This is a genomic window from Chromobacterium aquaticum (assembly GCF_021129195.1).
In the GTDB taxonomy this organism is placed as follows: Bacteria; Pseudomonadota; Gammaproteobacteria; order Burkholderiales; family Chromobacteriaceae; genus Chromobacterium; species Chromobacterium aquaticum.
This window is the reverse complement of sequence record NZ_JAJOHW010000032.1, coordinates 1-21,765: the sequence shown is the minus strand read 5'-3', so window position 1 is coordinate 21,765 and position 21,765 is coordinate 1. Positions and strand designations below refer to the sequence as shown.

Genomic DNA, 21,765 nt, shown 5'->3' with positions numbered 1-21,765 from the left:
GCGGAGAGAAGCGCACCGGCATCGCGCCATGCGGCGTGTCCGCCAGCCAGCCGTCGCCGGCGCGGCGCAGCGCGCCGGCCAGGCCGGACGCCCATAGTGGAAAATGTTCCGGCGGCGCCAGCAAGGCATAGGCGCGTTCCAGGGAGCAGGCGATGCTGATGCCGATATGGCGTGGCGTGGACATGGCGGTTTTCGCGGCGGGCAGTGCCTTGAGTGTAGTCCATGCCGCGGCATGTCCGTCCGTGCTCACGCCTCTTCCAATCCCACCCGGTTGCGGCCGGCGACCTTGGCGCGATACAGCGCCTGATCCGCGCGCTTGACCACCGTTTCCGCCTGCTCGTCATCGGGGCGGGCGGTGGCCAGCCCTATGCTCATGGTGATGGTGCCCACGTCAGGTGCCTGCGATTGCTCGACCGCGGCGCGGATTTTTTCGGCCAGCACCGCGCCGCCCTTGGCGTCGGTGTCGGGTAGCAGCAGTAGAAACTCCTCGCCGCCGTAACGGGCGGTGAAATCGGTGACGCGGGCCGAGGCGCGCAGGGTGTCGGCGATGTGGCGCAGCACGCGGTCGCCGGCGTCGTGGCCGAAGCCGTCGTTGACGCGCTTGAAGTGGTCGGCGTCCAGCAACAGAACCGAGTACGTCGCGCCGATGCGGCGGTAACGCAGGTGCTCCTCCAGCAGCTGCTCATTGGCCGCCATGCGGTTGTTGAGCCCGGTGAGAGCGTCGCTGCGTGCTTGCCGCGCCAGTTCGGTGGCCTTGCGCACCAGTTGGCGGTTGGTTTCGCGCAAGGCATCGGTGCGCTCCGCCACGATCTGCTCCAGGTTGGCGTTGATATCGGTCAGTTCCTGCTTGCGGGCGAGCAGGGTAGTGGTCATGTTCCGCATCGCCCGCGATAGCTGGCGTAGTTCCTGGGTCTCGCCGGCTATGTCCCAGTCGGCGCGCTCGTCGCCCTGGCCGATGCGCTCGGCGATGCCGGCCAATTGTTCCAGCGGCCGGCTGAACAGGGCGGCCAGCTTGTACACCGCCAACATCAGCAGCAGGGTGAGAATCAGCCCGGACAGGATCAAGGTGGCGCGCAACTGGTTCAAGGCCGCCAATGCCTGCCGCTTGGGCTGGCGGACGACGATGCGCCAATCCAGCCCCGCCTCGTTCATCCGCGCCTCGCTGTAGAGGTAGTCGCCGCCATCGGGCCAGAGCCCCAGGCGGAAATCCTGCCTGGATGTCTGCGGCGCCGGCGCACGCACTTTGCCTATCGCCTCGAACGGCGACAGCATATTGCCGCTCTTGTCGATGATGAATACCTGCTGATGGTTTTCGGCGGGCAGGCGCTCGCGTATCGTTGCTTCCACCCAGTCCCACAGGGCATGGGTGGCGAGCACGCCGCGCAGCTTGCCGGCGGGGTCGTAGATGGGCGAGGCGAAATCGACGAAGCGCAAGGGCTCGCCGTTGGCGGCTGCAGGTATCAGTTTGGCCAGCAGCACCGCCTGGTGAACGTCGCCGACGAAGGAGGCGTGCTGGCCATGGATGAACCAGGGGCGCTTGGCGGCGCTCTGGCCCTGCAACATGCCGCTGGTGGCGGAAACAATCTTGCCGTCCGCGTCGGCAATGCCGATCCAGGCATAGTAGTGATAGGCCTGCTTGGTGCGCTCCAGGCTGCGGCGCAGGTCGTCGCTGTCCAGCGGCGCGCGCACATAGGCCGGCGTCTGCGCCAGCAGGATCACTTCGCGGTGGCGCTCCTGTACATTGTTGGCGATGGCCTTGGCGATATTGCTGGCCAGTCCGTACATCGCCTCCCCTTGGCTCCGCACGATGCGATCGGACAGCACCTTGTCCAGACTCAGCGCCGCCAGCAGCGCGGAAGCGAGAAACAGACCGCCGAACAATAGGGTCAGCCGGAGCCGGAAACTGTCGGGCAAGGCTCGAGGGATCAAGGGCATGGCGGCGGCGCGAGGGTGCGATGCATTCATTATATAGGCCGGTGGCGGGGTTGGAACCTGCTTACGATCCGCTGCGCGTTGTGGAGCGTTACATGGTGAGCACGGTTTCGAAATACTGATGCACCACTTGCACATTCCGCTTTCTCAGCCGTTTTCGCCTTGTCACGCCTTAGCTCGCGAGAGGGTAAACACGTTCGACGCATGGCATGGCGGTACTCAAGTTTGAGTGTCAGTCACCGGCTTGCCGAGGTGTCGATAGGGAATGAAAAGGACGTGGGGAGCGGGCTGGGTCACGCATGGTCCGGGTTGGCTAGGTCAAGCCAATGGCTCGGGCGCATGGTGCAAGAAACCAGGAGGGTGCCCAGCAAGGCGGGTGGCGCACTAAGAAGCTGTTTACGATCTGCTGCGCGTCGGCGATACGGCGTTGAAAACCAGCCCAAAATGCTCATGTACCACGTGTACATTCCACTTTTTCGCTCGTTTTCGCCTTAGCTCGCGAGATCGTAAACAGGTTCTAAGAAAATTTGAGGCATGCTTGGGGCGTGCGGATACTGTTTACCTTGGCCTAACCTATTGGTCCCAAGCAAAATAAATGCCGCCCTAACCCGCGTGGATTCAGCCTTTAGGGCGGATTGGCGCTGATTAGGACGGCATGCATTCTGGCGGAGGCTGTGGGATTCGAACCCACGGACGGTTGCCCGTCGGCAGTTTTCAAGACTGCTGGTTTAAACCACTCACCCAAACCTCCAGTGTCTGGTCATTGTCGATGCGGGCGGCGCGCAAGATCACGGCATGAATCCGGCCTGCTGCACTTCCCGAATCGGTAAGAGCGCGCAATTCTAGCGGGTCTTAGTCGTTTTGCCTAGAGGGCCGGTGCATTTGACGCCAGCATTTCCGCCGCGTGTTCGCGCGTGGTCTGGGTCAGCTCCACGCCGCCCAGCATGCGGGCGATTTCCAGCACCCGCTGCTCGCTGTCCAGCGGTTCGATGCGGCTCTTGACCCGGCCCTTGTGTTCGCTCTTGCTGACCTGCCAGTGATGACTGCCGCAGGAGGCCACTTGCGGCAGGTGGGTGATGCACAGCACTTGGTAGCGCTGGCCCAACTGGCGCAGCATGTGGCCGATGACTTCGGCGACGCGGCCGCCGATGCCGACGTCCACTTCGTCGAAGATCAAGGTGGGCACGCTGGCCACCTGGCTGATCACCACCTGCATCGCCAGGCTGATGCGGGACAGTTCGCCGCCGGAGGCCACTTTGGCCAACGGGCGCAGGCTGGTGCCGGCGTTGGCCGCCACCAGGTATTCCACTGATTCCAGGCCATGGGCGCTGGGTTCGGGCAGGGCGGCCAGTTCGATGGCGAAGCGCGCGCCGCCCATTGCCAGATGCTGCATTTCCGCGCCGATGCGGGAGGATAGCTCGCTGGCGGCCTGACGGCGTTTGCCGGACAGCGCCTCGGCCAGCGCGCGATAGCGCGCCTGCGCGCTGGTTTCCGCCAGGGACAGCGCCTCGATATCGGCGGAGGCTTCCAGCGCTTGCAGCTGCTGCTGCCAGTCGTCCAGTTTTTCCTGCAGGTCTTGCGGCTGGACCCGGTATTTGCGCGCGGTGCTCATCAGCGCTTCCAGCCGGCCTTCCACTTCGGCCAGCTGGCCGGGGTTTTCGTCGATATCGCTGGCGTAGTCGCGCAGGCTGTAGACCACTTCGCGCAGTTCCGCGTCCACCGAGTCGAGCAGGGACAAGGTATCCGCCAGCTTGGGGTCCAGGTTGGCCAGCTTGCTGAGCCGGGTTTGCACCTGGGACAGCATGGTCAGGCAGCTATTGTCCATTTCGGACAGGGTGTCCACCGCCAGCTGGGCGCTTTGCGCCAGCTCGGCCGCATTGGCCAGCCGCGAGTGGCTTTGGTTCAGCGCGCTCCATTCATCCGGCTGCAGCTTGAGCTCGCTCAGCTCGTTGATCTGCCAGTTCAGCCGTTCGCGCTCGACTTCGGATTCGCGCGACATGCGCTCGGCGTCGGCGCGGGCGCGGCGGGCGGTCTGCCAGTCTTGCCAGGCCTTGTGCACGTCGCGCGCCAGCGCGGCGGAGCCGGCGTAGTCGTCCAGCAACTGGCGTTGGGCATCGGCCTTCATCAGCGACTGATGGGCGTGCTGGCCGTGGATGTCGACCAGGAACTCGCCCAGTTGCTTGAGTTGGCTGAGGGTGGCGGCCTGGCCGTTGACGAAGCTGCGCGAGCGGCCGGATTTGTCCAGCAGCCGGCGCAGCAACAGCACCGGGTCGTCGCCGCTGAGGCCGTTTTCTTCCAGCCAGGCGTCGATTTCCGGGCGGCCCTGGGGGTCGAATTCGGCGGTGATCTCCGCGCGCTCGGCGCCTTCGCGCACTTGAGCGCCTTCGGCGCGGTCGCCCAGCAGCAGGCTCAGGGCGTCCAGCAGGATGGATTTGCCTGCGCCGGTTTCGCCGGTGAGCACGGTGAAGCCGGGGCTGAAGTCCAGCGCGATGCTGTCGACGATGACGAAATCTTTAACGGTCAGCGATAAGAGCATGGGTGTCCGCGTATGTGTCAGAGCAGGCGCTCGCCCCAGTGGAGCTTGTGGCGCAACATGTCGTAGTAGTTGTAGCCCAGCGGGTGCAGGATGCGCAGCGGGTTGCGGTAGCGGCGGATCAGCACCCGGTCCATTTCCATCAGGTCGCAATGGGACTGGCCGTCGAAGTGCACGCGCGCGTCCAGACCGCGGGTGAGCATGAATTCCACTTCACAGGAATCGTTGACCGCGATCGGGCGGTTGCTCAGCGACTGCGGGCAGATCGGCACCAGCGCGATGGCCTGCAGCGTGGGGTGCAGGATGGGACCGCCGGAGGCCAGCGAGTAGGCGGTGGAGCCGGTGGGGGTGGAAACGATCAGGCCGTCGGAGCGTTGGCTGTAGACGAACTGGTTATCGACGAAGACTTCGAACTCTATCATCGAGCCCATCGCGCCGCGGCTGAACACCACGTCGTTGAAGGCCAGCGCGTTGGCCACTTCGGCGTCTTCGCGTATCACCGCGGCCTGAAGCAGGATGCGGTCCTCCGGCACGAAGTCGCCGCGCAGGATGGCGTCCACCGAATCCAGCATCTCGTGCAGCGGGATGTCGGTCATGAAGCCCAGCCGGCCCTGGTTGATGCCGATCAAGGGCACGCGGTAAGGGGCCAGCAGCCGGGCGATGGACAGCATGGTGCCGTCGCCGCCCAGCACGATGACGATGTCGGCTAGCTTGCCCATGTCGTTGCGGTCTATCAGCGCGTGCGGGCCGGCTTCCTGCTGGGTGGCGCTGTCCTTGTCGATCAGCACGGTGGCGCCGGAGGCGGACAGGTGGTCGGCCAACTGGCGCAGGGATTCGACGATGGCGGGCTTGCTGTGCCGCGCCACCAGGCAGACATGCTTGAACAGTCGTTCCATGGCGTTGTTTCAGTAAGGGGTGGGCGTATCGTTCAAAAAACTGTCGTCGTTCGGTTTCTTGCCGGTGGCTTCCAGCGCTTTCAGGTAGAAGCGCACCAGGTCCGCCAGAGAGTCTACACCGAGTTTGTTGAACAGGTTGGCCCTATGTACTTCTATGGTGCGCGGGGACAGGTCCAGCACCCGGGCGATTTCCTTGCTGGACATGCCGTCCGCCACCAGTTCCAGCACTTCGCGCTCGCGGCCGCTGATGCGGGCGAGCAGGCCCATCACTTCCTGGGTTTCCTCTTCCTTGCGGTGTTGCAGAATGCTCAGCCGTATGCCCTTGCGCAGGCTTTCTATCAGCCGCGCCTGGTCTATCGGCTTGGTCAGGAAGTCGATGGCCCCGGTCTGGAACGCGCGGCGGCATTGTTCGATGTCGCCGTGGCCGGTGATGAAGACGATGGGCAGGGTCACGTTTTTGTCCAGCAGCTGCTCTTGCAGCGCCAGGCCGGTGATCTGCGGCATGCGGATGTCCAGCACCAGGCAGGCGATGTCGTTGCCGCCGTAGTGGGCGAGGAATTCCATTGCATTGGGATAGGTGACGGTGCGCATGCCTTGCGCGGCGATCAGCATGGCCAGCGAATCCAGTACGGCGGGATCGTCGTCGACGATGTAGACGGTTGGCGTGGTGTTTTGCATTGTGTTGTTGACTCCTGCCGGTTACCCCGTTGGCGGCGGTGCGTCCAGTTGCGGCAGTTCAATGATGAATTCCGCACCGCCGGTTGGTTTATTGCGCGCGTTCAGCTTGCCGCCGAACGCTTCTATGGCGGTCTGGCAGATGGCCAGGCCCAGCCCCATGCCGCTGGCCTTGGTGCTGAAGAAAGGCGAGAAGATGCGGTCCAGCAGCTCCGGCGCGATGCCGGCGCCGTTGTCGCCTATGCTCAGGCGGATCCAGCGGCCGTTCAAACTGGTGGCGATGCTGAGCCTGCCCCAGGGGGCGACGGTTTCCATGGCGTCCAGCGCGTTGCGCATCAGGTTCAGCACCACTTGCTCCAGTTGTATGTTGTCAGCGTAGACCAAGGGCAGGTCGTGGCAAATATTCTGCTCAATATGAATATCGTGGGTTTTCAGTTCGTATTCCAGCAGGTTGAGCGCATTGCCCACCACCTGGTTCAGATTGATGGGGGTGAATTGCTGGGTTTTCTTGATCACGAATTCGCGCAGGCGCTGGATGATCTGGCCGGCGCGGCTGGCCTGGGTGACGGAGGAGTCCAGCGCGCGGCGCAGCATGGCCATGTCCGGATCCTCGTCCTCCAGCAGGCTGAGCCCGGCCTGGCAATAGCTCATGATCGCGGATAGCGGCTGGTTGATTTCATGGGCGATGCCGGAGGCCATTTCGCCCATGGTGTTGATGCGGGCGACGCGGGCCAGTTCCATTTCATGCTGGCGCAGCCGGGTTTCGCTGGCTTCCAGCGCCGCCAGCATGCGGCGGCGAATCGGCGCGGTGTCGCGGAAGGTCAGCACCGCGCCCATCAGCCGGCCGTCGCGGCCGGGCAGCGGCGAGACCGAGCCTTCTATCAATAGCTTGGCGCCGTCGTTGCGGCTCAGGTAGCAGTTCTGCGCCAACAGCACGGTTTCACGGCGCTGTATCGCCTTGTGTACCGGGTCTTCTTCCACTTGGCGCGCAAATTCGTAGTTGAGCCGCAACACCTGGTGCAATTTGCGCTGCACCGCGTCGCCGGCCTTGAGGCCGAGCAGGGTTTCCGCCGCCGGGTTGAGGTAGCGGATGCTCAGGTCGATGTCCAGGCTGATCACCGCGTCGCTGATGCCGCTGAGCGCCACCATCGCGTATTCGCGTTCACGGTGCAGTCGTTCCTGCGCCTGCTCCTGCACCTGGCGGTTTTGCGCCAGCAGCGCGAGGATGATCAAGAGCAGGTAGGCCGGCAGCATGGAAAAGACCGCGCTGAGCAAGAGCTCCAGCGGCGCGGTGCGGTCGAAGCCCAGTTGGCGGCGCACCACCAGCTCATAAGGCAGGTAGGGGCTGTCCAGGTTCTTGCGGATTTCCATCGCCGGCAGCAGCCATTGCGCCAGCCAGCCGGGTTGATCCTGCTGCGGGTGGCGGTAAATCAACCGGTCGTAGCCGCTGGGCGCGTTGTCCTTGCGCTGCAGCGTCACGCTGTAGCGCAAGGACATGCTGGGCGTCAGGCTGACCAGTTTGTCCAGCGCCAGCACCTGCAGCACCATGCCGGCGGTCTGCTCGCTGCGCACCAGCGGCACCGGCGACGGCGCCTCGGTATTGTAGATGGCGGAAAAGAAGGCCAGGCCCTGCTGACCGCTGTTGAGGCGCAGCACCGGCGACACCGCCTCGCCCTGGCCCATCGCGCGCGCGGCGGTGGGCGCCAGCACGCTGTCGGCCAGCAGGTCCAGGCCCATTTCGCGCCAGTCGTCGGAGGCGAGGCCGGGCTCGGCCATGCTCAGCGGCAGGTAGCGCGGCCGCTTGGGCGCTAGCCGCCAGCCTTGTTGCTGGCTCCAGCCATTATCTTGTTGGTGCTGGTAATCACGGATGCGATAGGGCTGCCCTTGCAACTGGCTGCGCATGCGTTCGAATTCGCGGCGGTAGGCGTGGCTGACCAGCGGCTGGTAGCCGATGAAGTAGAGCTGAGGCTGTTCGCGCGCCAGCGATTCCACCAATAAGCGGATGCGCTGTTCGCGCTGGCTGTTTTCCTGGCCGACGATGTCGACCACGCTTTGCTGCAGCATCTCGCTTTCCTGCAGCCGGGTCTGCAGGCCGGAGAGAATCAGGCCCTGCACCTGCTGGTGCTCCTGGCGCTGCTGGTTCAGGTCCAGCGCCACCGATTGACCCAGCAACAGGGCGAAGGTGAGCAGCCACAGCACGGCGCAGGCCAGGCGGCCGCGCGGCGTGGCGGTGCGCAACAGGTCCAGGTGACGGGCTAGGGCGGCGTGGAGTGAAGTGATGATGCTGTGCTTGTCTGCCATGGGGAAGCTGAGGCTTGGGTTCGTCCGGCGCGCGGCCAATTCGGGCAGCGCCGCTACTGGGCCGGATTATAGCGGCGATGCCCTGGTCACGCGAACCATGCCGCTTGGTTCGCGTGACTCTGGCGGAGTATGTCTTATTTTTTCAAATATTCAGAAAAATATTGCTGGAATTTCGCCAGTTTTGGCGCAACCACCATTTGGCAATACGGTTCGTGACCATGCTGCTCAAAATATTGCTGATGATAGTCTTCCGCCGGGTAAAAAGTGACCGCGGCTTCCAGCCGGGTGACGATGGGGGCCGGATAATCGCCGGCCAGCTCCGCCAGCATGCGCTCTGCCGCCTGGCGTTGTTCCTCGTCGTGATAGAACAGCACCGACGCGTATTGCGGGCCGACATCGTTGCCCTGGCGGTTGAGGGTGGTGGGATCGTGCAGCGCGAAGAAGGCGCGCAGCAGGGTGTCGTAATCGATCTTGGTCGGATCGTAGCGGATCTGCACCGCTTCCACATGGCCGCTGCGGCCGGCGCAGACTTCCTTGTAGCTGGGGTTGGCTCCGGGGCCGCCGGTATAGCCGGAGACGGCGCTGTGGACGCCGGCCAGGCGGTGGTAGGCGCTTTCTATGCACCAGAAGCAGCCGCCGGCGAAGGTTGCGGTTTTCATGTCGGGCTCCATTGACGGGGTGGGTGTGTATCAGTCGCGGCGGAATGGGAAATCTGTCCCGTCACGCCGAAGGTTTGCCAGGCCAGGCGCACGGTTTCGGTCTGGATCGCCACGGTGTCCTCTATGGGCACCGCGTAGCCGCCGCCCATGGCGACGGCCACCGCGGTTCCCGCCTGGCGACAGGCGTCCAGCACCATGCGGTCGCGTTGGGCCAGGCCGTCCCGGCTCAGCGCCAGCTTGCCCAGGCGGTCGCCGGCGTAGGGGTCGGCGCCGGCCAGGTAGAACACCAGGTCCGGCGCCGCGGCGGCGAACAGGCGCGGCAATTGCTGGGCCAGGATGGCGAGATAAGCCGCGTCGCCGGTGCCGTCCGCCAGTTCGATGTCCAGGCTGCCGGGCTCGCGCCGGAACGGGAAGTTGCCGGCGCCGTGCATGGAAAAGGTGAAGATGCGCGCGTCGCCGCGGGTGATGGCCGCGGTGCCGTCGCCTTGATGCACGTCCAGATCCAGCACCAGCGCGCGGCGGGCCAGGCCTTCGTCCAGCATCAGGCGCGCGGCCACGGCGATGTCGTTGAACACGCAAAAACCGCTGCCCATCGCGCGGCCGGCATGATGGGTGCCGCCGGCCAGGTTGACGCCGCAACCCTGCGCCAGCGCCCAGCGGGCGGCGGCGATGGTGGCGCCCACCGAGCGGCGGCTGCGTTCCAGCAACTGCGGGCTCCAGGGCAGGCCGATCTCGCGCTGCTCGGCGTTGCTGAGCGTGCCCTTGAACACCTTGTCCAGATAGGCGTCGTCATGGGCCAGCGCCAGTTCGTAGCGGCTGGCCGCCGGCGCGGCGTCCATCGCCTCGGCGGCGAAGCCGGCCACCGCCTGCGCCAGCAGCGCGTATTTCCGCGCCGGGAAACGGTGTCCGGGCGGTAGCGGCAGCGGGAACTGATCGGTGCGGAATATGCGCATCGCGGCGCTCAGAACACCTTGACCAGCGCGAAGCGCGGCAGGGTCTGGCCCTCGTGAACCACGCTCTCCTCGAACATGCCGGCCGGGCGCGCCCACAGGCCGAACTCGCCGTAGAGCGCGCGGTACATCACCAGCAGTTCGCCGGTTTCGGAGTGAGTGGCGGTGCCCAGCACTTCGTAGAGCGGGCCTTTGTAATGGCGATAGATGCCGGGAGCGATTTTCATGGGGCCTCCTTGGGGTTACGGCAGATGGGAGAGGGCGTCGGCCATCAGTTGGAACAGGCCGTCGGCGTCCACCTCGCTTAGATAGAGCGCGTTGGGCGCGCGTCCGGATTCGCCGTGCCAGTCCACTACGGTGGCGCCGGTGGTGTAGTGGCCGGCCAGTTCCACCACCACGTTGACTTCGCGGCCGCGGAACAGCTCGGGGCGCAGCAGGTAGGCGATCACGCAGGGATCATGCATCGGCGCGCCGTCCTGGCCCAGCTTTTGCACATCGTAGCGCTCCAGCGAGGTCAGCAGCGCCGCCGCCAGCGGGCCGCAGCGGTTGGACAGGCCGCGCAGCAGTTCCACGCGCGCCGGCGTGGTCGTCGCCTGATGGGTGACGTCCAGCGGCAGCATCACGATGGGCGCGCCGCTGCGCAGCACGATGTCGGCCGCGTGCGGGTCGGTGTGGATATTGAATTCCGCCGCCGGGGTCATATTGCCGCCGGCGAAATAGCCGCCGCCCATCAGCACGATGCGGCCGATGCGCGCGGCGATGTCCGGCGCGCGGCGCAAGGCCAGCGCGATATTGCTCAGCGGGCCCACCGGGCACAGGGTGACGCTGCCGGCCGGTTCGCGGCGCAGGGTGTCGATGATGAAGTCCACCGCGTGTTCGGCGCGCACCGGCATGGCGGGTTCGTGCAGCGGCGTGCCGTCCAGGCCGCTGGCGCCGTGCACGTGCTCGGCGCCCTGGTAGGGCTGGACCAGCGGACGGTCGGCGCCGGCGTAGACCGGCACATCGCCGCGGCCGGCCCATTCGCAGACGATGCGGGCGTTGCGGGTGGTCAGCTCCACGCCGACATTGCCGGCCACCGTGGTCAGCCCCAGAAGCTCGATATCGGCGCTGGCGCCCAGCAGGAACAGGATGGCGACGGCGTCGTCCAGACCGGGGTCGGTGTCGAAAATGACGCGGTGTTGTTTCATGTCGGCTCCTGTGGGCGATGTCATCAAGGGGGCGAAGGATGCCGCAGCGCTTGACGGCGCGTCAAGGCGCGGCCCGGCGGGCTTAGCCGGCGCTCCATTCATAGACCCGGAATTCGCTATCCAGTTTAAACCCGGATTGTTCGTATAGTCGTTGTGCGTTCAGATTGCCGTGAGCGGTTTGCAGCGTGAGGCCGCCGCCCAGCGCGGCGACGTGAGCCTGGCAATGTTGCAGCAAGACTCTAGCGACGCCGTTGCCGCGGCTGGCCGGCGCCACGAATAAGTCGTGCAGCAGCCAGTGCGGCCGCAGGCTGAGCGAGGAGAAACCGGGGTAGAGCAGGGCGAAGCCTTGGACGCCGGCGCTGTCTTGCGCCAGGAAGACCACCGCTTCGCCCTTGCTCAGCCGCTGTTCCAGGAAGGCGGCGCAGGCTTCCGCCGGCTGCGCGACCTGGTAGAAGTCGAGGTAGGCCAGGAATAAGGGCAGCCAGCAGCGGACGGATTCCGCGTCGGCTTGGCGGATGGCGATTTGCATTGAATGCCTTTCCCCGCTTTGCGGTACAATATTCGCCTTTTTTCCGGCGATGTTTGCAATGAAATTGGTTCTTGCCCCGATGGAGGGCCTGGTGGACGAGGCGATGCGCGATGTGTTGACCCGAGTGGGCGGCATTGATCTGTGCGTGACCGAGTTCGTCCGCGTCACCTCGGCGCTTCTGCCCACCCGCACCTTCATGCGCCTGGCGCCCGAACTGGCGCGCGGCGGCAAGACCCGCGCCGGCGTCACGGTGCGGGTGCAGTTATTGGGCTCGGACCCAGTCTGCCTGGCCGAGAACGCCGCCAAGGCCGCCAGCCTGGGCGCGCCGGGCATAGACCTGAATTTCGGCTGTCCGGCGCCCACTGTCAACCGCCATCGCGGCGGCGCCATCCTGCTCAACGACCCTGAACTGTTGTTCCAGATCGTACAGGCGGTGCGCGCGGCGGTGCCGGCGGAAATACCGGTTACCGCCAAGATGCGCTTGGGCTATGAAGACAAGAGCCGGGCCTTGGAATGCGCGCGCGCACTGGAAGCCGGCGGCGCGCAGGAACTGGCGGTCCATGGCCGCACCAAGGTGGAGGGTTACCGGCCGCCGGCGCACTGGGACTGGATCGCCCGCATCCGCGACAGCGTGGCGGTGCCGGTGGTGGCCAACGGCGAGGTGTGGACGCTGGACGATTACCGCGCCATCCGCGAGCAAAGCGGTTGCGACACGGTGATGATAGGCCGCGGCCTGGTGGCCTGCCCGGACTTGGCGCTGCGCATCAAACGCCAGGACAGTGCCGCGCCGATGGCGTGGAGCGAGATGCAGCCCTGGGTGCTGGACCTGTTCCTGCAGTGCCGCGTCCAGTCCGAGGATGGACGCTATCCGGTGGCGCGCACCAAGCAATGGCTGGGTCAGCTCAAGCGCACCTGGCCGGAAGCCGGGGAACTGTTCGAGCGCATCCGCAGGCTGACCACGCCGGACGAGGTGGAGCCTGTATTGCGAGACATGCTTGCTAAGTAAATGTACTCATATCTAAATGCTATGGGAATGTGTAGCATTCAATTGCGCGCTGCACTGGTATAGCAGGGCGCTGTGATTCCGGCGGCTCCCCAGCTCCGGCGATTACACTTCCCCGATACCTTGCAGCCCTCCCTACACGGGAGGGATTTTTTTTATCCGCCGCGATGGACTATCAATGAAAAGCGGCCGGCAAGTTGTTTCCTCTGTTTCTCCTGCCGCGGCGGCGCCATCGGCGCTTTCCCATCAAGACTTCAGCGCGGAGGCGGCATGGATACGGCCCCCACGGTTAGCTGGCTGGAAAAACTGGTGCCCCAGGCGTGGCACGACAGCCTGACGCTGTTCGTGGCGCTGACCGCCGCCTGCGCCGCCTTGCTCTATCTGCTGCGGCCGGAAACCCGCAAATCGACGCTGCGCTCGCTGCTGGCCGCCGCCGTGGCGCTGGTGGTGATCAATCTGGGCTTGCAGGGCGATCAGATCGCCGAATGGCTGAAGCAGGTCGCCATCATCGTGCTGGGCTTGGCGCTGATCCGGCTATGGGCGATGATGTTGATGCGGCTGTTTCTGCCGCTGCTGCGCCTGCATCCGCCGCGCATTCTGGAGGACATCCTGCTGGTGCTGGGCTGCGTCGGCTGGGGCCTGGTGCTGTTGCGCCTGGCCGGCCTGGACCTGAGCCACATCGTCACCACCTCGGCGGTGATCACCGGCGTGCTGGCGTTCTCGATGCAGGACACGCTGGGCAATATCCTGGCCGGCCTGTCGTTGCAGCTGGATAATTCAGTGGAGGTGGGAGACTGGATCAAGTCCGGCGAACTGTCTGGCCGAGTGGTGGAAATCAATTGGCGCGCCACTCTGGTGGAAACCCGCAACTGGGAAACTGTGGTGATTCCCAACAGCCAGCTGATGAAGGGGCAGTTCGCCATTCTGGGCAAGCGTCAGGGCGTGCCGCTGCAATGGCGGCGTTGGGTGTGGTTCAACATCAATTGGGACACGCTGCCCAATCAGATCATCTCCGTGGTGGAGCGCTCCTTGCGCGAGGCGCAACTGCCCGGCGTGGCCTTGTCGCCGGAGCCCAACTGCATTCTGATGGGTTTCGAGAACGGCTACAGCAAGTACGCGGTGCGTTACTGGCTGACCGATCTCGCCGCCGACGATTTGACCGATTCGGTGGTGCGCACCCATATCGACGCCGCCTTGCGCCGCCATAATCTGAAAATGTCCTCGCCGCACTACAATGTGCTGACCATCAAGGACAATGAGAAGTACATGGAAGCGCGGATGAAGAAGCATCTGGAAGAGCGGGTGCAGGCGCTGCGCAAGGTGGAACTGCTGTCCAGTCTCAACGACGAGGAACTGGTGGTGTTGGCCGACCAGCTCAAGTTCACCCCCTTCGTCACCGGCGACATCATCATGCATCAGGGCGCGGTCGCGCACTGGCTCTACATCATGCTCAATGGCGAGGTGGAAGTGTGGGTGAATCTGCCGGACGGCAGCCGCAAGCTGGTCGATGTGCTGGAGGGCGGCAACTTCTTCGGCGAAATGGGCTTGATGACCGGCGAGGCGCGCAGCGGCACCGTGATCGCGCGTTCCAATGTGGAATGCCTGCGGCTGGACAAGGAGTCCTTCCAGTCCATTCTGAGTTCGCGCAAGGAGTTGGCGGAGGCGATCTCGTCGATTCTGGCGGAACGCCTGGCCGAACGCACCCGCAAGCTGCCGCAGGATTGGCAGGAGGGCCACGGCTCGCCGCAACGGGCGGAATTGGTGGACAAGATCCGGCGCTTCTTTGGCCTGGTCAAGCATTGACCGTCATTCACCACTGCCCGGACGGACTTGCCGCGTCAAATGCGTGGCGGCTGGCCTCCGGAGTCTTGTCAGCGGCCCCAAGGCGGGGCCGCTCCAGCACTCAATCCAGCGAGTGGAAGTGCTTGAGGATGCTGGAGAAATCCAGCTTGCCGAAGCCGGCCTGCGCGTGTTCCTCGTACAGATTGCGCGCCAGCGATCCCAGCGGATTGGCCGCGTGGCTGTGCAGCGCGGTTTCCTCGGCCAGGCCCAGGTCTTTCAGCATCAGTTCGGTCATGAAGCCGCCGCTGTAGCCGCGGCTGGCCGGCGCGTTCTCCATCACGCCGGGCCAGGGGTTGTACAGCTCGGTGGCCCAGTTGCGGCCGGAGCTCTGGCTGATGATGTCGGACAGCACCTTGGGGTCCAGCCCGTTCTTCACGCCCAACGCCAGCGCCTCGGCGGTGCCGGCCATCAGGATGCCCAGCAGCATATTGTTGCAGATCTTGGCGGTCTGGCCGGCGCCGGCGGCGCCGGCGTGGAAGATGTTCTTGCCCATCGCCTGCAGCAAGGGCCGCGCCCGTTCCAGCTCGGCGGCGGCGCCGCCGACGATGAAGGTCAAGGTGCCGGCGGCGGCGCCGGCGGTGCCGCCGGACACCGGCGCGTCCAGCATCTTGAGGCCGGCGGCGTCGGCCGCGGCGGCCACCTTGCGCGCGGTGGCGGCGTCTATGGTGCTGCAATCGATGACCAGGGTGCCGGCCGGCAGTTGCGCGAACAGGCCGGACTCGCCCAGGTACAAGCCTTCCACGTGACGGCCGGCCGGCAGCATGGAAATCACCGCGTCGGCGCCATGGGCGGCATCGGCGGCGCTGGCGGCCGCGCGTGCGCCGGCGGCGACTAGCTTGGCCAGCGCGTCGGCGGACAAGTCGAACACGTTCAGCTGATAACCCTGCTTCAGCAGGTTGGCGGCCATGGGGCCGCCCATATTGCCCAGGCCGATGAAGGCGATGGTCTGCATATTTTGTCTCCTCGATTGTTATTGGAGCGCGGCCAGCGGGTGGCCGGCCTCAGTCCACGGCGAATCGAAATGGCTGTCCACCCAGCCCGGCGGAATGTCGCCCAGCTCGCGGCAATGCCATTGCGGCGCTCGGTCCTTGTCCACCAGCAGCGCGCGCACGCCTTCGCGGAAGTCCGGCTTGGCGCAGAAGTTGACCGACAGCGCCAGCTCCATGCGCAGGACCTCGGCCAGGGACAGGTGTTTGGCGCGCTGGAAGATTTCCCAGCAGACGGCGGCGGAAGTCGGGCAGCCGTGGGCGAAGCTCTTGGCGGCGGCGGCCAGCCACGGGTCTTCGAAGGCGGTGTCGCGCAGCGCGGCGGCCACCGCTTCCAGGCTGCCGCGGTTCATCAACTGATGCACCGCCAGCAGATTGCGGCCGGCGTTGGCCTCCGGCAGCGCCACGTCGCGTTCCATCTCGTTGAGCAGGGCGCTGACCAGGCCGTGGTGGCGTTCCGCCGGCTGCTCCCAGGCCAGCTCGCGCAACGCGGTCAGCAGCGCGGCCTGGCCGTCGGCCGGCAGCACATGGTCGGCCAGATTGCACAGCAGCGCGTCGCCGGCGTTCAGCGGCGCGCCGGTCAGGCCCAGGAACAGGCCGAGCTTGGCCGGCATCCGTTGCAGGAACCAACTGCCGGCCACGTCCGGGTACAGGCCTATGGTGATTTCCGGCATCGCGATGCGGGTGGCCGGGGTGGCCACGCGGTGGCTGGCGCCGGCCATCAGGCCCAGTCCGCCGCCCATGACGATGCCGCCGCCCCATACGATCAGCGGCTTGCGATAGCGGTGGATGCGGTAGTCGAGCCGGTATTCCTCGCTGAAGAAGGCGACGGCATGCGGGTTGGGATAGACCTCGCCGTCTTCCAGCAGCGCGGCGCGCAGCGAGCGCACGTCGCCGCCGGCGCAGAAGGCCTTGTCGCCGGCGCCGCGCAGCAGCACGGCCACCACGGCGTCGTCGTTCTCCCAGGCGCTCAAGCGCGCGTCCAGCAGCCGTATCATCTCCAGCGTCAGCGCGTTCAGCGATTTTTCCGCGTTCAGCGTGGCGATGGCGATGCGCTGGCCGCCGCGGACCGGCAGTTCTTCAAACAGTACCAGGTTGGACATGGCGGATTCGTCCTTGGGTGAGGGTCAGGCGTTCTTCCATTGCGGCGCGCGTTTTTCCAGGAAGGCGCGAGTGCCTTCGCCCTGGTCCTGGGTGTCGAACAGCTTGATGAAGCCCTCGCGCTCGTGGATCAGATTGTGCGCCGGCGGCTGCAGCCGCGCGCGCTGCACCAGCTGCTTGCACACCGCCACGGAGGAAGGCGACTGGCGCGCGGCTTTTTCCGCCAGCGTGAGCGCGGCGTCCAGCGCCTGGCCCTTGGCCACCACTTCTTCCACCAGGCCGATGCGCTCGGCGGTGCGCGCGTCGATGCGCTCGCCGCACAGAATCATGCGCTTGGCCCAGCCTTCGCCCACCAGCCAGGGCAGATTCTGAGTGCCGCCGGCGCAGGGCAGCAGGCCGACGCCGGCTTCCGGCAGCGCCATTTGCGCCTGTTCTTCGGCGATGCGGATGTCGCAGGCCAGCGCGCACTCCAGGCCGCCGCCCATCGCATAGCCGTTGACGGCGGCGATGCTGACGCCGCGGAAGGCGGACAAGGCCTCGAAGGCCTCGCCGAACAGCATGGTCATCTCGGTGGCCACCTTTTTGTCGCCGTCGGCGAACAGGTTTAAGTCGGCGCCGGCGGAGAAGAATTTCTCGCCCTGGCCGGTGATCACCAGCGCGTAGATGTCGCGGTCGGCGTTCAGGTCCGCCACCAGCCGCTTCAGCGCGCTCAGGCTGTCGCGGTTCCAGGTGTTGGCCGGCGGATTGTCTATGGTGATCACGGCGGTGTGGCCGCGTTTTTCCACATTCAGGTGGGCGTAGTGATTCATAGCGTATGCCTTTATGGATTCGGTGTGGATGAGCTAATCCGGAAAAATCCAGCGAAGCGGCTGAGGCAAGCCGGCGCAACACAGCATCAGGGATATTTCCGGCTTCGCTCAGCGCAGGGTTTCCAGCGCGCCGTCCTGCAACAGCTTGCGCGCCACGATCATCCGCATCACTTCATTGGTGCCTTCCAGAATCTGGTGCACGCGCAGGTCGCGCACATGGCGTTCCAGCGGGAAGTCCTTCAGATAGCCGTAGCCGCCGAACAGTTGCAGCGCGTTGTTGGCCACATTGAAACTCAAATCGGTGGCCAGCCGCTTTGCCATGGCGCAATAAGCGCCGGCGTCCGGGCTGGCCTGGTCCAGTTTCCACGCCGCCAGCCGCACCATCTGGCGCGCGGCCACCAGCTCGGTCAGCATGTCCGCCAGCCGGAACTGCACGCTTTGCAGCTCGGCCAGCGGCTGGCCGAATTGCTGGCGTTCCTGCACATAGCGCTGGGCGGCGGCCAGCGCGGCCTGGGCGGTGCCCACCGCGCAGGTGGCGATATTGATGCGGCCGCCGTCCAGGCCCTTCATCGCGAAGGCGAAGCCCTGGCCTTCCTCGCCCAGCCGGTTGGCGGCCGGGATTTCCACATTGTCGAAGGTGATGGCGCGGGTGGGCTGGCTGTTCCAGCCCATTTTTTTCTCTTTCTTGCCGTATTGCACGCCGGGCGCGTCCGCCGGCACTACGAAGGCGGACACGCCCTTGGGGCCGGTGCCGCCGGTGCGCGCCATCACCACCAGCACCTGGGTGCTGCCGGCGCCGGAGATGAACATCTTGGAGCCGTTGAGCACATAGCTGTCGCCCTTGTGCTCGGCGCGGGTCTTCAGCGAGGCGGCGTCGGAGCCGGCGCCGGGCTCGGTCAGGCAGTAGCTGCCCAGCAACTCGCCGCTGACCATGCGCGGCACCCAGCGCTCGGCCAGTTCCGGGCTGCCGAAGCTGGCTATCATCCAGCTGACCATATTGTGTATGGTCAGATAGGCGGCGGTGGAGGTGCAGCCGGCGGCCAGTTCTTCGAAGACGATGGCGGAGTCCTGCCGCGATAGGCCGAGGCCGCCGTAGGCTTCCGGCGTGTACAGGCCGAGAAAGCCCATCTCGCCGCTGCGGCGGATCACTTCCAGCGGGAAGGTTTCCTCTTCGTCCCATTCCGCGGCGCGCGGCGCGAGCTCGCTGGCGGCGAAGTCGCGGGCGCTGTCCTGAAAGGCGATTTGTTCTTCGGTCAGTGCGAAATCCATGGCGGGCTCCCGGTCAGCGCAGCGAGATGGTGGTGTTGACCTTGCCGCCGCTGGCGGCGTCGTCGAACCAGCGGCTGGTGACGGTCTTGGTCTGGGTGTAGAACAGCACGACCTGCTTGCCGTAGGGGCCGAGGTCGCCCAGCTTGGAGCCGCGCGAGCCGGTGAAGCTGAACAACGGCACCGGCACCGGGATGGGTACGTTGATGCCCACCTGGCCGACGTCGATCTCTTCCTGGAATTTGCGCGCCGCCGCGCCGCTCTGAGTGAACACCGCGGTGCCGTTGCCGTTGGGATTGGCGTTGACGATGGCGATGGCGTCGTCCAGCGAATCCGCCGCCATCAGACACAGCACCGGGCCGAAGATTTCCTGATGGTAGACGCTCATTTCCGGTTTGACGCCGGAGAAGATGGTGGGGCCGACGAAGTTGCCGCGCTCGTAGCCGGCCACCTGGATGTCGCGGCCGTCCAGCTCCAGGCGCGCGCCTTCTTCCACGCCACGGGCGATCAGGCCGGCCACGCGTTCGCGGGCGGCGCAGGAGATCAGCGGGCCCAAGTCCGGGTTGTCCTTGCCGGCGCCCACGCTCAGGCCGCGCGCCTTGGCCACCAGTTCCGGAATCCACTGCTGGGCTTCGCCCACCAGCACCGCCACCGACAGCGCCATGCAGCGCTGGCCGGCGGCGCCGAAAGCGGCTCCGGTCAGTTGGTTCAGCGCCTGTTCCTTATTGGCGTCCGGCAGCACGATGGCGTGGTTCTTGGCGCCCATCATGCACTGGGTGCGCTTGCCGCTGAGGCTGGCGCGCTGGTGCACATGAGTGCCCACCTTGGTGGAGCCGACGAAGGACACCGCCTTGATGTCGCGGTGGTCGCACAGCGCGTTGACCACCTGTTCGCCGCCATGCACCACATTGAGCACGCCGGCCGGAATGCCGGCTTCCAGCGCCAGTTCCACCAGGCGCATGGTCACCATCGGGTCTTGTTCCGACGGTTTGAGCACAAAGGTGTTGCCGGTGGCGATGGCCATCGGGAACATCCACAGCGGAATCATCGCCGGGAAGTTGAACGGGGTGATGCCGGCGCAGACGCCCAGCGGCTGCAGCACGGTATAAGTGTCGACGCCGCCGGCGACGTTCTCCGCGTATTCGCCCAGTTGCAGATTGCCGATGGCGGACGCGTGCTCCACCACTTCCAGGCCGCGGAAGATGTCGCCCTCGGCGTCGGCCAGGGTCTTGCCTTGCTCGGCGGTCAGCAGCGCCGCCAGTTCCTTCATGTGCTCGCGGATCAACTGCTGGTATTTCAGGAAGATGCGCGCGCGCGCGCCGATGGCGGTTTTCTTCCAGCTGGCGAAGGCGGTCTTGGCGGCGCTGACGGCGGCGTCGACTTCGTCCTGGGTGGCCATAGGCACCCGCGCCAGCACTTCCTGGGTGGCCGGGTTGACGATGTCACGCCATTCGGCGCTGCGGGATTCGACGAATTCGCCGCCGATCAGCAATTTGATGGTGGGGACTGCCTGGGTCATGGTGCTGCCTCCGTCTGATCTTGAATAAAGCCCATTGCCGGCGGCGCCGGCTCAGGCGTAGCTGTAAAAGCCCTTGCCGCTCTTGCGGCCCAGGTGGCCGGCCTGCACCAGTTGGGCCAGCAGCGGGCAGGCGCGGTATTTGCTGTCGCGGAATTCGGTGTAGAGGATGTCCATGATGGACAAGCAGGTGTCCAGGCCTATCAGGTCCGCCAAGGCCAGCGGACCGATGGGATGGTTCATGCCCAGCTTCATCACGGTGTCGATGTCCTCGGCGCTGGCCAGGTTTTCGTGCAGCGTGAAGGCGGCCTCGTTGATCATCGGCATCAGCACCCGGTTGGAAACGAAGCCGGCGGCGTCCTTGACCGTGACCGGGGTCTTGCCCAGCGCCTGGCTCAATTCGTAGACCAGCCGGTAGGCGGCGTCGCCGGTTTGCAGCGCGCGGATGATTTCCACCAACTGCATCACCGGCACCGGGTTCATGAAGTGCATGCCCACCACGCGCTCCGGCTGGCTGACCCAGCTGGCGATGCGGGTCAGCGAAATCGACGAGGTGTTGGACGCCAGCACCGCGTCCGGGCGCACCACGGCGGCCAGTTCGCGGAAGATGCTTTCCTTGACCGCGGCGTTCTCGGTGGCGGCTTCCACCACCAGGTTGCGGTCGGCCAGATCGGCCAGGCGGGTGGTGGTCTGGATGCGGGCGAGAATGGCGGGGACGTCGGCCTCGGCCAGCTGGCCTTTCTTCACCAGGCGCGCCAGGCTGGAGGCGACGGCGGCCAGGCCCTTGTCCAGCGCGGCCTGGCTGACGTCGGCCAGGCGCACTTCGTAACCGTGGCTGGCGAAAACCTGGGCGATGCCGTTGCCCATGGTGCCGGCGCCCACCACTGCGATTTTGGCTTGCATGTTGTTTCCTCGACTATTTGCTCTATGCTGCATTCAAGATAGCTTGACGTTTACGTTAACGTCAATCAACAATGACAAGCGCAACGGCGAATGTTGCGCGAATGGTCCGGCGGCGCCGGAGAGGCGGGAGAGGAAGATGGCGGAGCAGACCTACAGCATTACCGAACTGGCGCAGGAGTTCGACGTGACCACGCGCACCATCCGCTTTTACGAAGACCAGCAATTGCTGGAGCCGCTGCGGGCGGGACAGCGCCGCATCTACAGCCGGCGCGACCGGGTGCGGCTGATGCTGATCCTGCGCGGCAAGCGCATCGGCCTGTCCTTGCAGGAAATCCGCGAGCTGTTCGCGCTCTATGACGCGGCCAGCGACGACGCGCCCCAGCTGCACGAATTCATCCGCATCCTGCAGCGCAAGGAGCAGCAGTTGCAGGAGCAGATGGAAGACATCAAGGTGGTATTGAGCGAAATTTCCCAATTGCGGCATCAGTGCGAGAAAACGCTGGACAAGCGCGGCGCGGATGCCCGGCAATCGACTTGAGGAGTGAGCAATGCAACAGCAAGACATCGTGATCGTGGGCATGGCGCGCACCGCCATGGGCGGCTTCCAGGGCGCTTTGGCGGCCAAGACGGCGGCGGAGCTGGGCGCGGCGGCGATCCAGGCCGCGGTGGTGCGCGCC

General features: G+C 65.6%; 21 protein-coding genes and 1 tRNA gene. 4 read left to right on the top strand and 18 right to left on the bottom strand.

Going from position 1 to position 21,765, the window contains the following annotated elements; all coding sequences use genetic code 11:
- The 12 genes from LQT98_RS05525 to LQT98_RS05470 all read right to left on the bottom strand — a co-directional run.
- Positions 1-184 (bottom strand): hypothetical protein (locus tag LQT98_RS05525; protein ID WP_231461421.1); only part of this gene is annotated, 184 nt, incomplete at its 3' end.
- Between the two features lie 62 nt (positions 185-246).
- Positions 247-1,965, bottom strand: coding sequence for a diguanylate cyclase (locus LQT98_RS05520; protein ID WP_231461420.1), 1,719 nt, complete (start codon positions 1,963-1,965; stop codon positions 247-249).
- Between the two features lie 630 nt (positions 1,966-2,595).
- A tRNA-Ser gene (locus LQT98_RS05515) sits at positions 2,596-2,683 on the bottom strand.
- Between the two features lie 114 nt (positions 2,684-2,797).
- Positions 2,798-4,468 carry a DNA repair protein RecN gene (gene recN, locus LQT98_RS05510; protein WP_231461419.1) on the bottom strand — a complete coding sequence of 557 codons (1,671 nt, stop codon included), beginning with the start codon at positions 4,466-4,468 and terminating at the stop codon, positions 2,798-2,800.
- Positions 4,469-4,485: 17 nt separating this feature from the next.
- Positions 4,486-5,361 carry an NAD kinase gene (locus LQT98_RS05505; protein WP_231461418.1) on the bottom strand — a complete coding sequence of 292 codons (876 nt, stop codon included), beginning with the start codon at positions 5,359-5,361 and terminating at the stop codon, positions 4,486-4,488.
- 9 nt (positions 5,362-5,370) lie between these two features.
- Entirely contained in the window at positions 5,371-6,039 is a 669-nt protein-coding gene (locus tag LQT98_RS05500; RefSeq protein WP_048411066.1) for a response regulator transcription factor, read from the bottom strand.
- Positions 6,040-6,060: 21 nt separating this feature from the next.
- Positions 6,061-8,337: an ATP-binding protein gene (locus tag LQT98_RS05495; protein WP_231461417.1), complete on the bottom strand. Its 2,277-nt coding sequence runs from the start codon at positions 8,335-8,337 to the stop codon at positions 6,061-6,063.
- A gap of 134 nt (positions 8,338-8,471) precedes the next feature.
- On the bottom strand, positions 8,472-8,996 hold the full coding sequence (gene msrA / locus LQT98_RS05490) for a peptide-methionine (S)-S-oxide reductase MsrA (protein WP_231461416.1): 525 nt from the start codon (positions 8,994-8,996) through the stop codon (positions 8,472-8,474).
- Positions 8,993-9,949 carry a histone deacetylase family protein gene (locus LQT98_RS05485; RefSeq protein WP_048411064.1) on the bottom strand — a complete coding sequence of 319 codons (957 nt, stop codon included), beginning with the start codon at positions 9,947-9,949 and terminating at the stop codon, positions 8,993-8,995. Before LQT98_RS05485 ends, msrA begins: the two co-directional genes overlap by 4 nt.
- Before the next feature lie 8 nt (positions 9,950-9,957).
- Positions 9,958-10,173: a DUF1653 domain-containing protein gene (locus tag LQT98_RS05480; RefSeq protein WP_048411063.1), complete on the bottom strand. Its 216-nt coding sequence runs from the start codon at positions 10,171-10,173 to the stop codon at positions 9,958-9,960.
- Positions 10,174-10,188: 15 nt separating this feature from the next.
- Positions 10,189-11,133, bottom strand: a complete 945-nt coding sequence (locus tag LQT98_RS05475; RefSeq protein ID WP_231461415.1) for a nucleoside hydrolase — start codon at positions 11,131-11,133, stop codon at positions 10,189-10,191.
- A gap of 82 nt (positions 11,134-11,215) precedes the next feature.
- Complete coding sequence (locus LQT98_RS05470; RefSeq protein ID WP_231461414.1) at positions 11,216-11,662, bottom strand: GNAT family N-acetyltransferase; 447 nt, start codon at positions 11,660-11,662, stop codon at positions 11,216-11,218.
- 58 nt (positions 11,663-11,720) lie between these two features.
- On the opposite strand from LQT98_RS05470, the gene LQT98_RS05465 reads away from it, so the two are divergent.
- Together LQT98_RS05465 and LQT98_RS05460 are read left to right on the top strand one after the other, a co-directional pair.
- On the top strand, positions 11,721-12,668 hold the full coding sequence (locus LQT98_RS05465) for a tRNA dihydrouridine synthase (protein WP_231461413.1): 948 nt from the start codon (positions 11,721-11,723) through the stop codon (positions 12,666-12,668).
- A 267-nt stretch (positions 12,669-12,935) separates the two neighbouring features.
- Positions 12,936-14,468, top strand: coding sequence for a mechanosensitive ion channel family protein (locus tag LQT98_RS05460; protein ID WP_231461412.1), 1,533 nt, complete (start codon positions 12,936-12,938; stop codon positions 14,466-14,468).
- A gap of 100 nt (positions 14,469-14,568) precedes the next feature.
- On the opposite strand, the gene mmsB is transcribed toward LQT98_RS05460, so the two are convergent.
- The 6 genes from mmsB to LQT98_RS05430 form a co-directional block, all read right to left on the bottom strand.
- Positions 14,569-15,459, bottom strand: a complete 891-nt coding sequence (gene mmsB / locus LQT98_RS05455) for a 3-hydroxyisobutyrate dehydrogenase (RefSeq protein ID WP_231461411.1) — start codon at positions 15,457-15,459, stop codon at positions 14,569-14,571.
- Positions 15,460-15,477: 18 nt separating this feature from the next.
- Positions 15,478-16,596: an enoyl-CoA hydratase/isomerase family protein gene (locus tag LQT98_RS05450; protein WP_231461410.1), complete on the bottom strand. Its 1,119-nt coding sequence runs from the start codon at positions 16,594-16,596 to the stop codon at positions 15,478-15,480.
- Positions 16,597-16,620: 24 nt separating this feature from the next.
- A complete protein-coding gene (locus LQT98_RS05445; RefSeq protein WP_231461409.1) occupies positions 16,621-17,403 on the bottom strand; it encodes an enoyl-CoA hydratase in 783 nt (260 codons plus the stop codon).
- Between the two features lie 108 nt (positions 17,404-17,511).
- Positions 17,512-18,672 carry an acyl-CoA dehydrogenase family protein gene (locus tag LQT98_RS05440; protein ID WP_231461408.1) on the bottom strand — a complete coding sequence of 387 codons (1,161 nt, stop codon included), beginning with the start codon at positions 18,670-18,672 and terminating at the stop codon, positions 17,512-17,514.
- A 13-nt stretch (positions 18,673-18,685) separates the two neighbouring features.
- Entirely contained in the window at positions 18,686-20,188 is a 1,503-nt protein-coding gene (locus LQT98_RS05435; RefSeq protein WP_231461407.1) for a CoA-acylating methylmalonate-semialdehyde dehydrogenase, read from the bottom strand.
- Between the two features lie 51 nt (positions 20,189-20,239).
- Positions 20,240-21,088, bottom strand: coding sequence for a 3-hydroxybutyryl-CoA dehydrogenase (locus LQT98_RS05430; RefSeq protein WP_231461406.1), 849 nt, complete (start codon positions 21,086-21,088; stop codon positions 20,240-20,242).
- A gap of 136 nt (positions 21,089-21,224) precedes the next feature.
- Between LQT98_RS05430 and LQT98_RS05425 the strand changes: the two genes are divergently transcribed.
- Positions 21,225-21,626, top strand: coding sequence for a MerR family transcriptional regulator (locus LQT98_RS05425; RefSeq protein WP_231461405.1), 402 nt, complete (start codon positions 21,225-21,227; stop codon positions 21,624-21,626).
- 10 nt (positions 21,627-21,636) lie between these two features.
- Positions 21,637-21,765, top strand: a 129-nt coding sequence (locus LQT98_RS24120; protein WP_456237129.1) for a thiolase family protein, incomplete at its 3' end; no start/stop codon positions are given.

Coding starts and splice junctions, on each gene's coding strand:
- LQT98_RS05520 (WP_231461420.1), bottom strand. CDS start 1,965: ATGAATGCATCGCACCCTCGCGCCGCCGCCATGCCCTTGATCCCTCGA.
- recN (WP_231461419.1), bottom strand. CDS start 4,468: ATGCTCTTATCGCTGACCGTTAAAGATTTCGTCATCGTCGACAGCATC.
- LQT98_RS05505 (WP_231461418.1), bottom strand. CDS start 5,361: ATGGAACGACTGTTCAAGCATGTCTGCCTGGTGGCGCGGCACAGCAAG.
- LQT98_RS05500 (WP_048411066.1), bottom strand. CDS start 6,039: ATGCAAAACACCACGCCAACCGTCTACATCGTCGACGACGATCCCGCC.
- LQT98_RS05495 (WP_231461417.1), bottom strand. CDS start 8,337: ATGGCAGACAAGCACAGCATCATCACTTCACTCCACGCCGCCCTAGCC.
- msrA (WP_231461416.1), bottom strand. CDS start 8,996: ATGAAAACCGCAACCTTCGCCGGCGGCTGCTTCTGGTGCATAGAAAGC.
- LQT98_RS05485 (WP_048411064.1), bottom strand. CDS start 9,949: ATGCGCATATTCCGCACCGATCAGTTCCCGCTGCCGCTACCGCCCGGA.
- LQT98_RS05480 (WP_048411063.1), bottom strand. CDS start 10,173: ATGAAAATCGCTCCCGGCATCTATCGCCATTACAAAGGCCCGCTCTAC.
- LQT98_RS05475 (WP_231461415.1), bottom strand. CDS start 11,133: ATGAAACAACACCGCGTCATTTTCGACACCGACCCCGGTCTGGACGAC.
- LQT98_RS05470 (WP_231461414.1), bottom strand. CDS start 11,662: ATGCAAATCGCCATCCGCCAAGCCGACGCGGAATCCGTCCGCTGCTGG.
- LQT98_RS05465 (WP_231461413.1), top strand. CDS start 11,721: ATGAAATTGGTTCTTGCCCCGATGGAGGGCCTGGTGGACGAGGCGATG.
- LQT98_RS05460 (WP_231461412.1), top strand. CDS start 12,936: ATGGATACGGCCCCCACGGTTAGCTGGCTGGAAAAACTGGTGCCCCAG.
- mmsB (WP_231461411.1), bottom strand. CDS start 15,459: ATGCAGACCATCGCCTTCATCGGCCTGGGCAATATGGGCGGCCCCATG.
- LQT98_RS05450 (WP_231461410.1), bottom strand. CDS start 16,596: ATGTCCAACCTGGTACTGTTTGAAGAACTGCCGGTCCGCGGCGGCCAG.
- LQT98_RS05445 (WP_231461409.1), bottom strand. CDS start 17,403: ATGAATCACTACGCCCACCTGAATGTGGAAAAACGCGGCCACACCGCC.
- LQT98_RS05440 (WP_231461408.1), bottom strand. CDS start 18,672: ATGGATTTCGCACTGACCGAAGAACAAATCGCCTTTCAGGACAGCGCC.
- LQT98_RS05435 (WP_231461407.1), bottom strand. CDS start 20,188: ATGACCCAGGCAGTCCCCACCATCAAATTGCTGATCGGCGGCGAATTC.
- LQT98_RS05430 (WP_231461406.1), bottom strand. CDS start 21,088: ATGCAAGCCAAAATCGCAGTGGTGGGCGCCGGCACCATGGGCAACGGC.
- LQT98_RS05425 (WP_231461405.1), top strand. CDS start 21,225: ATGGCGGAGCAGACCTACAGCATTACCGAACTGGCGCAGGAGTTCGAC.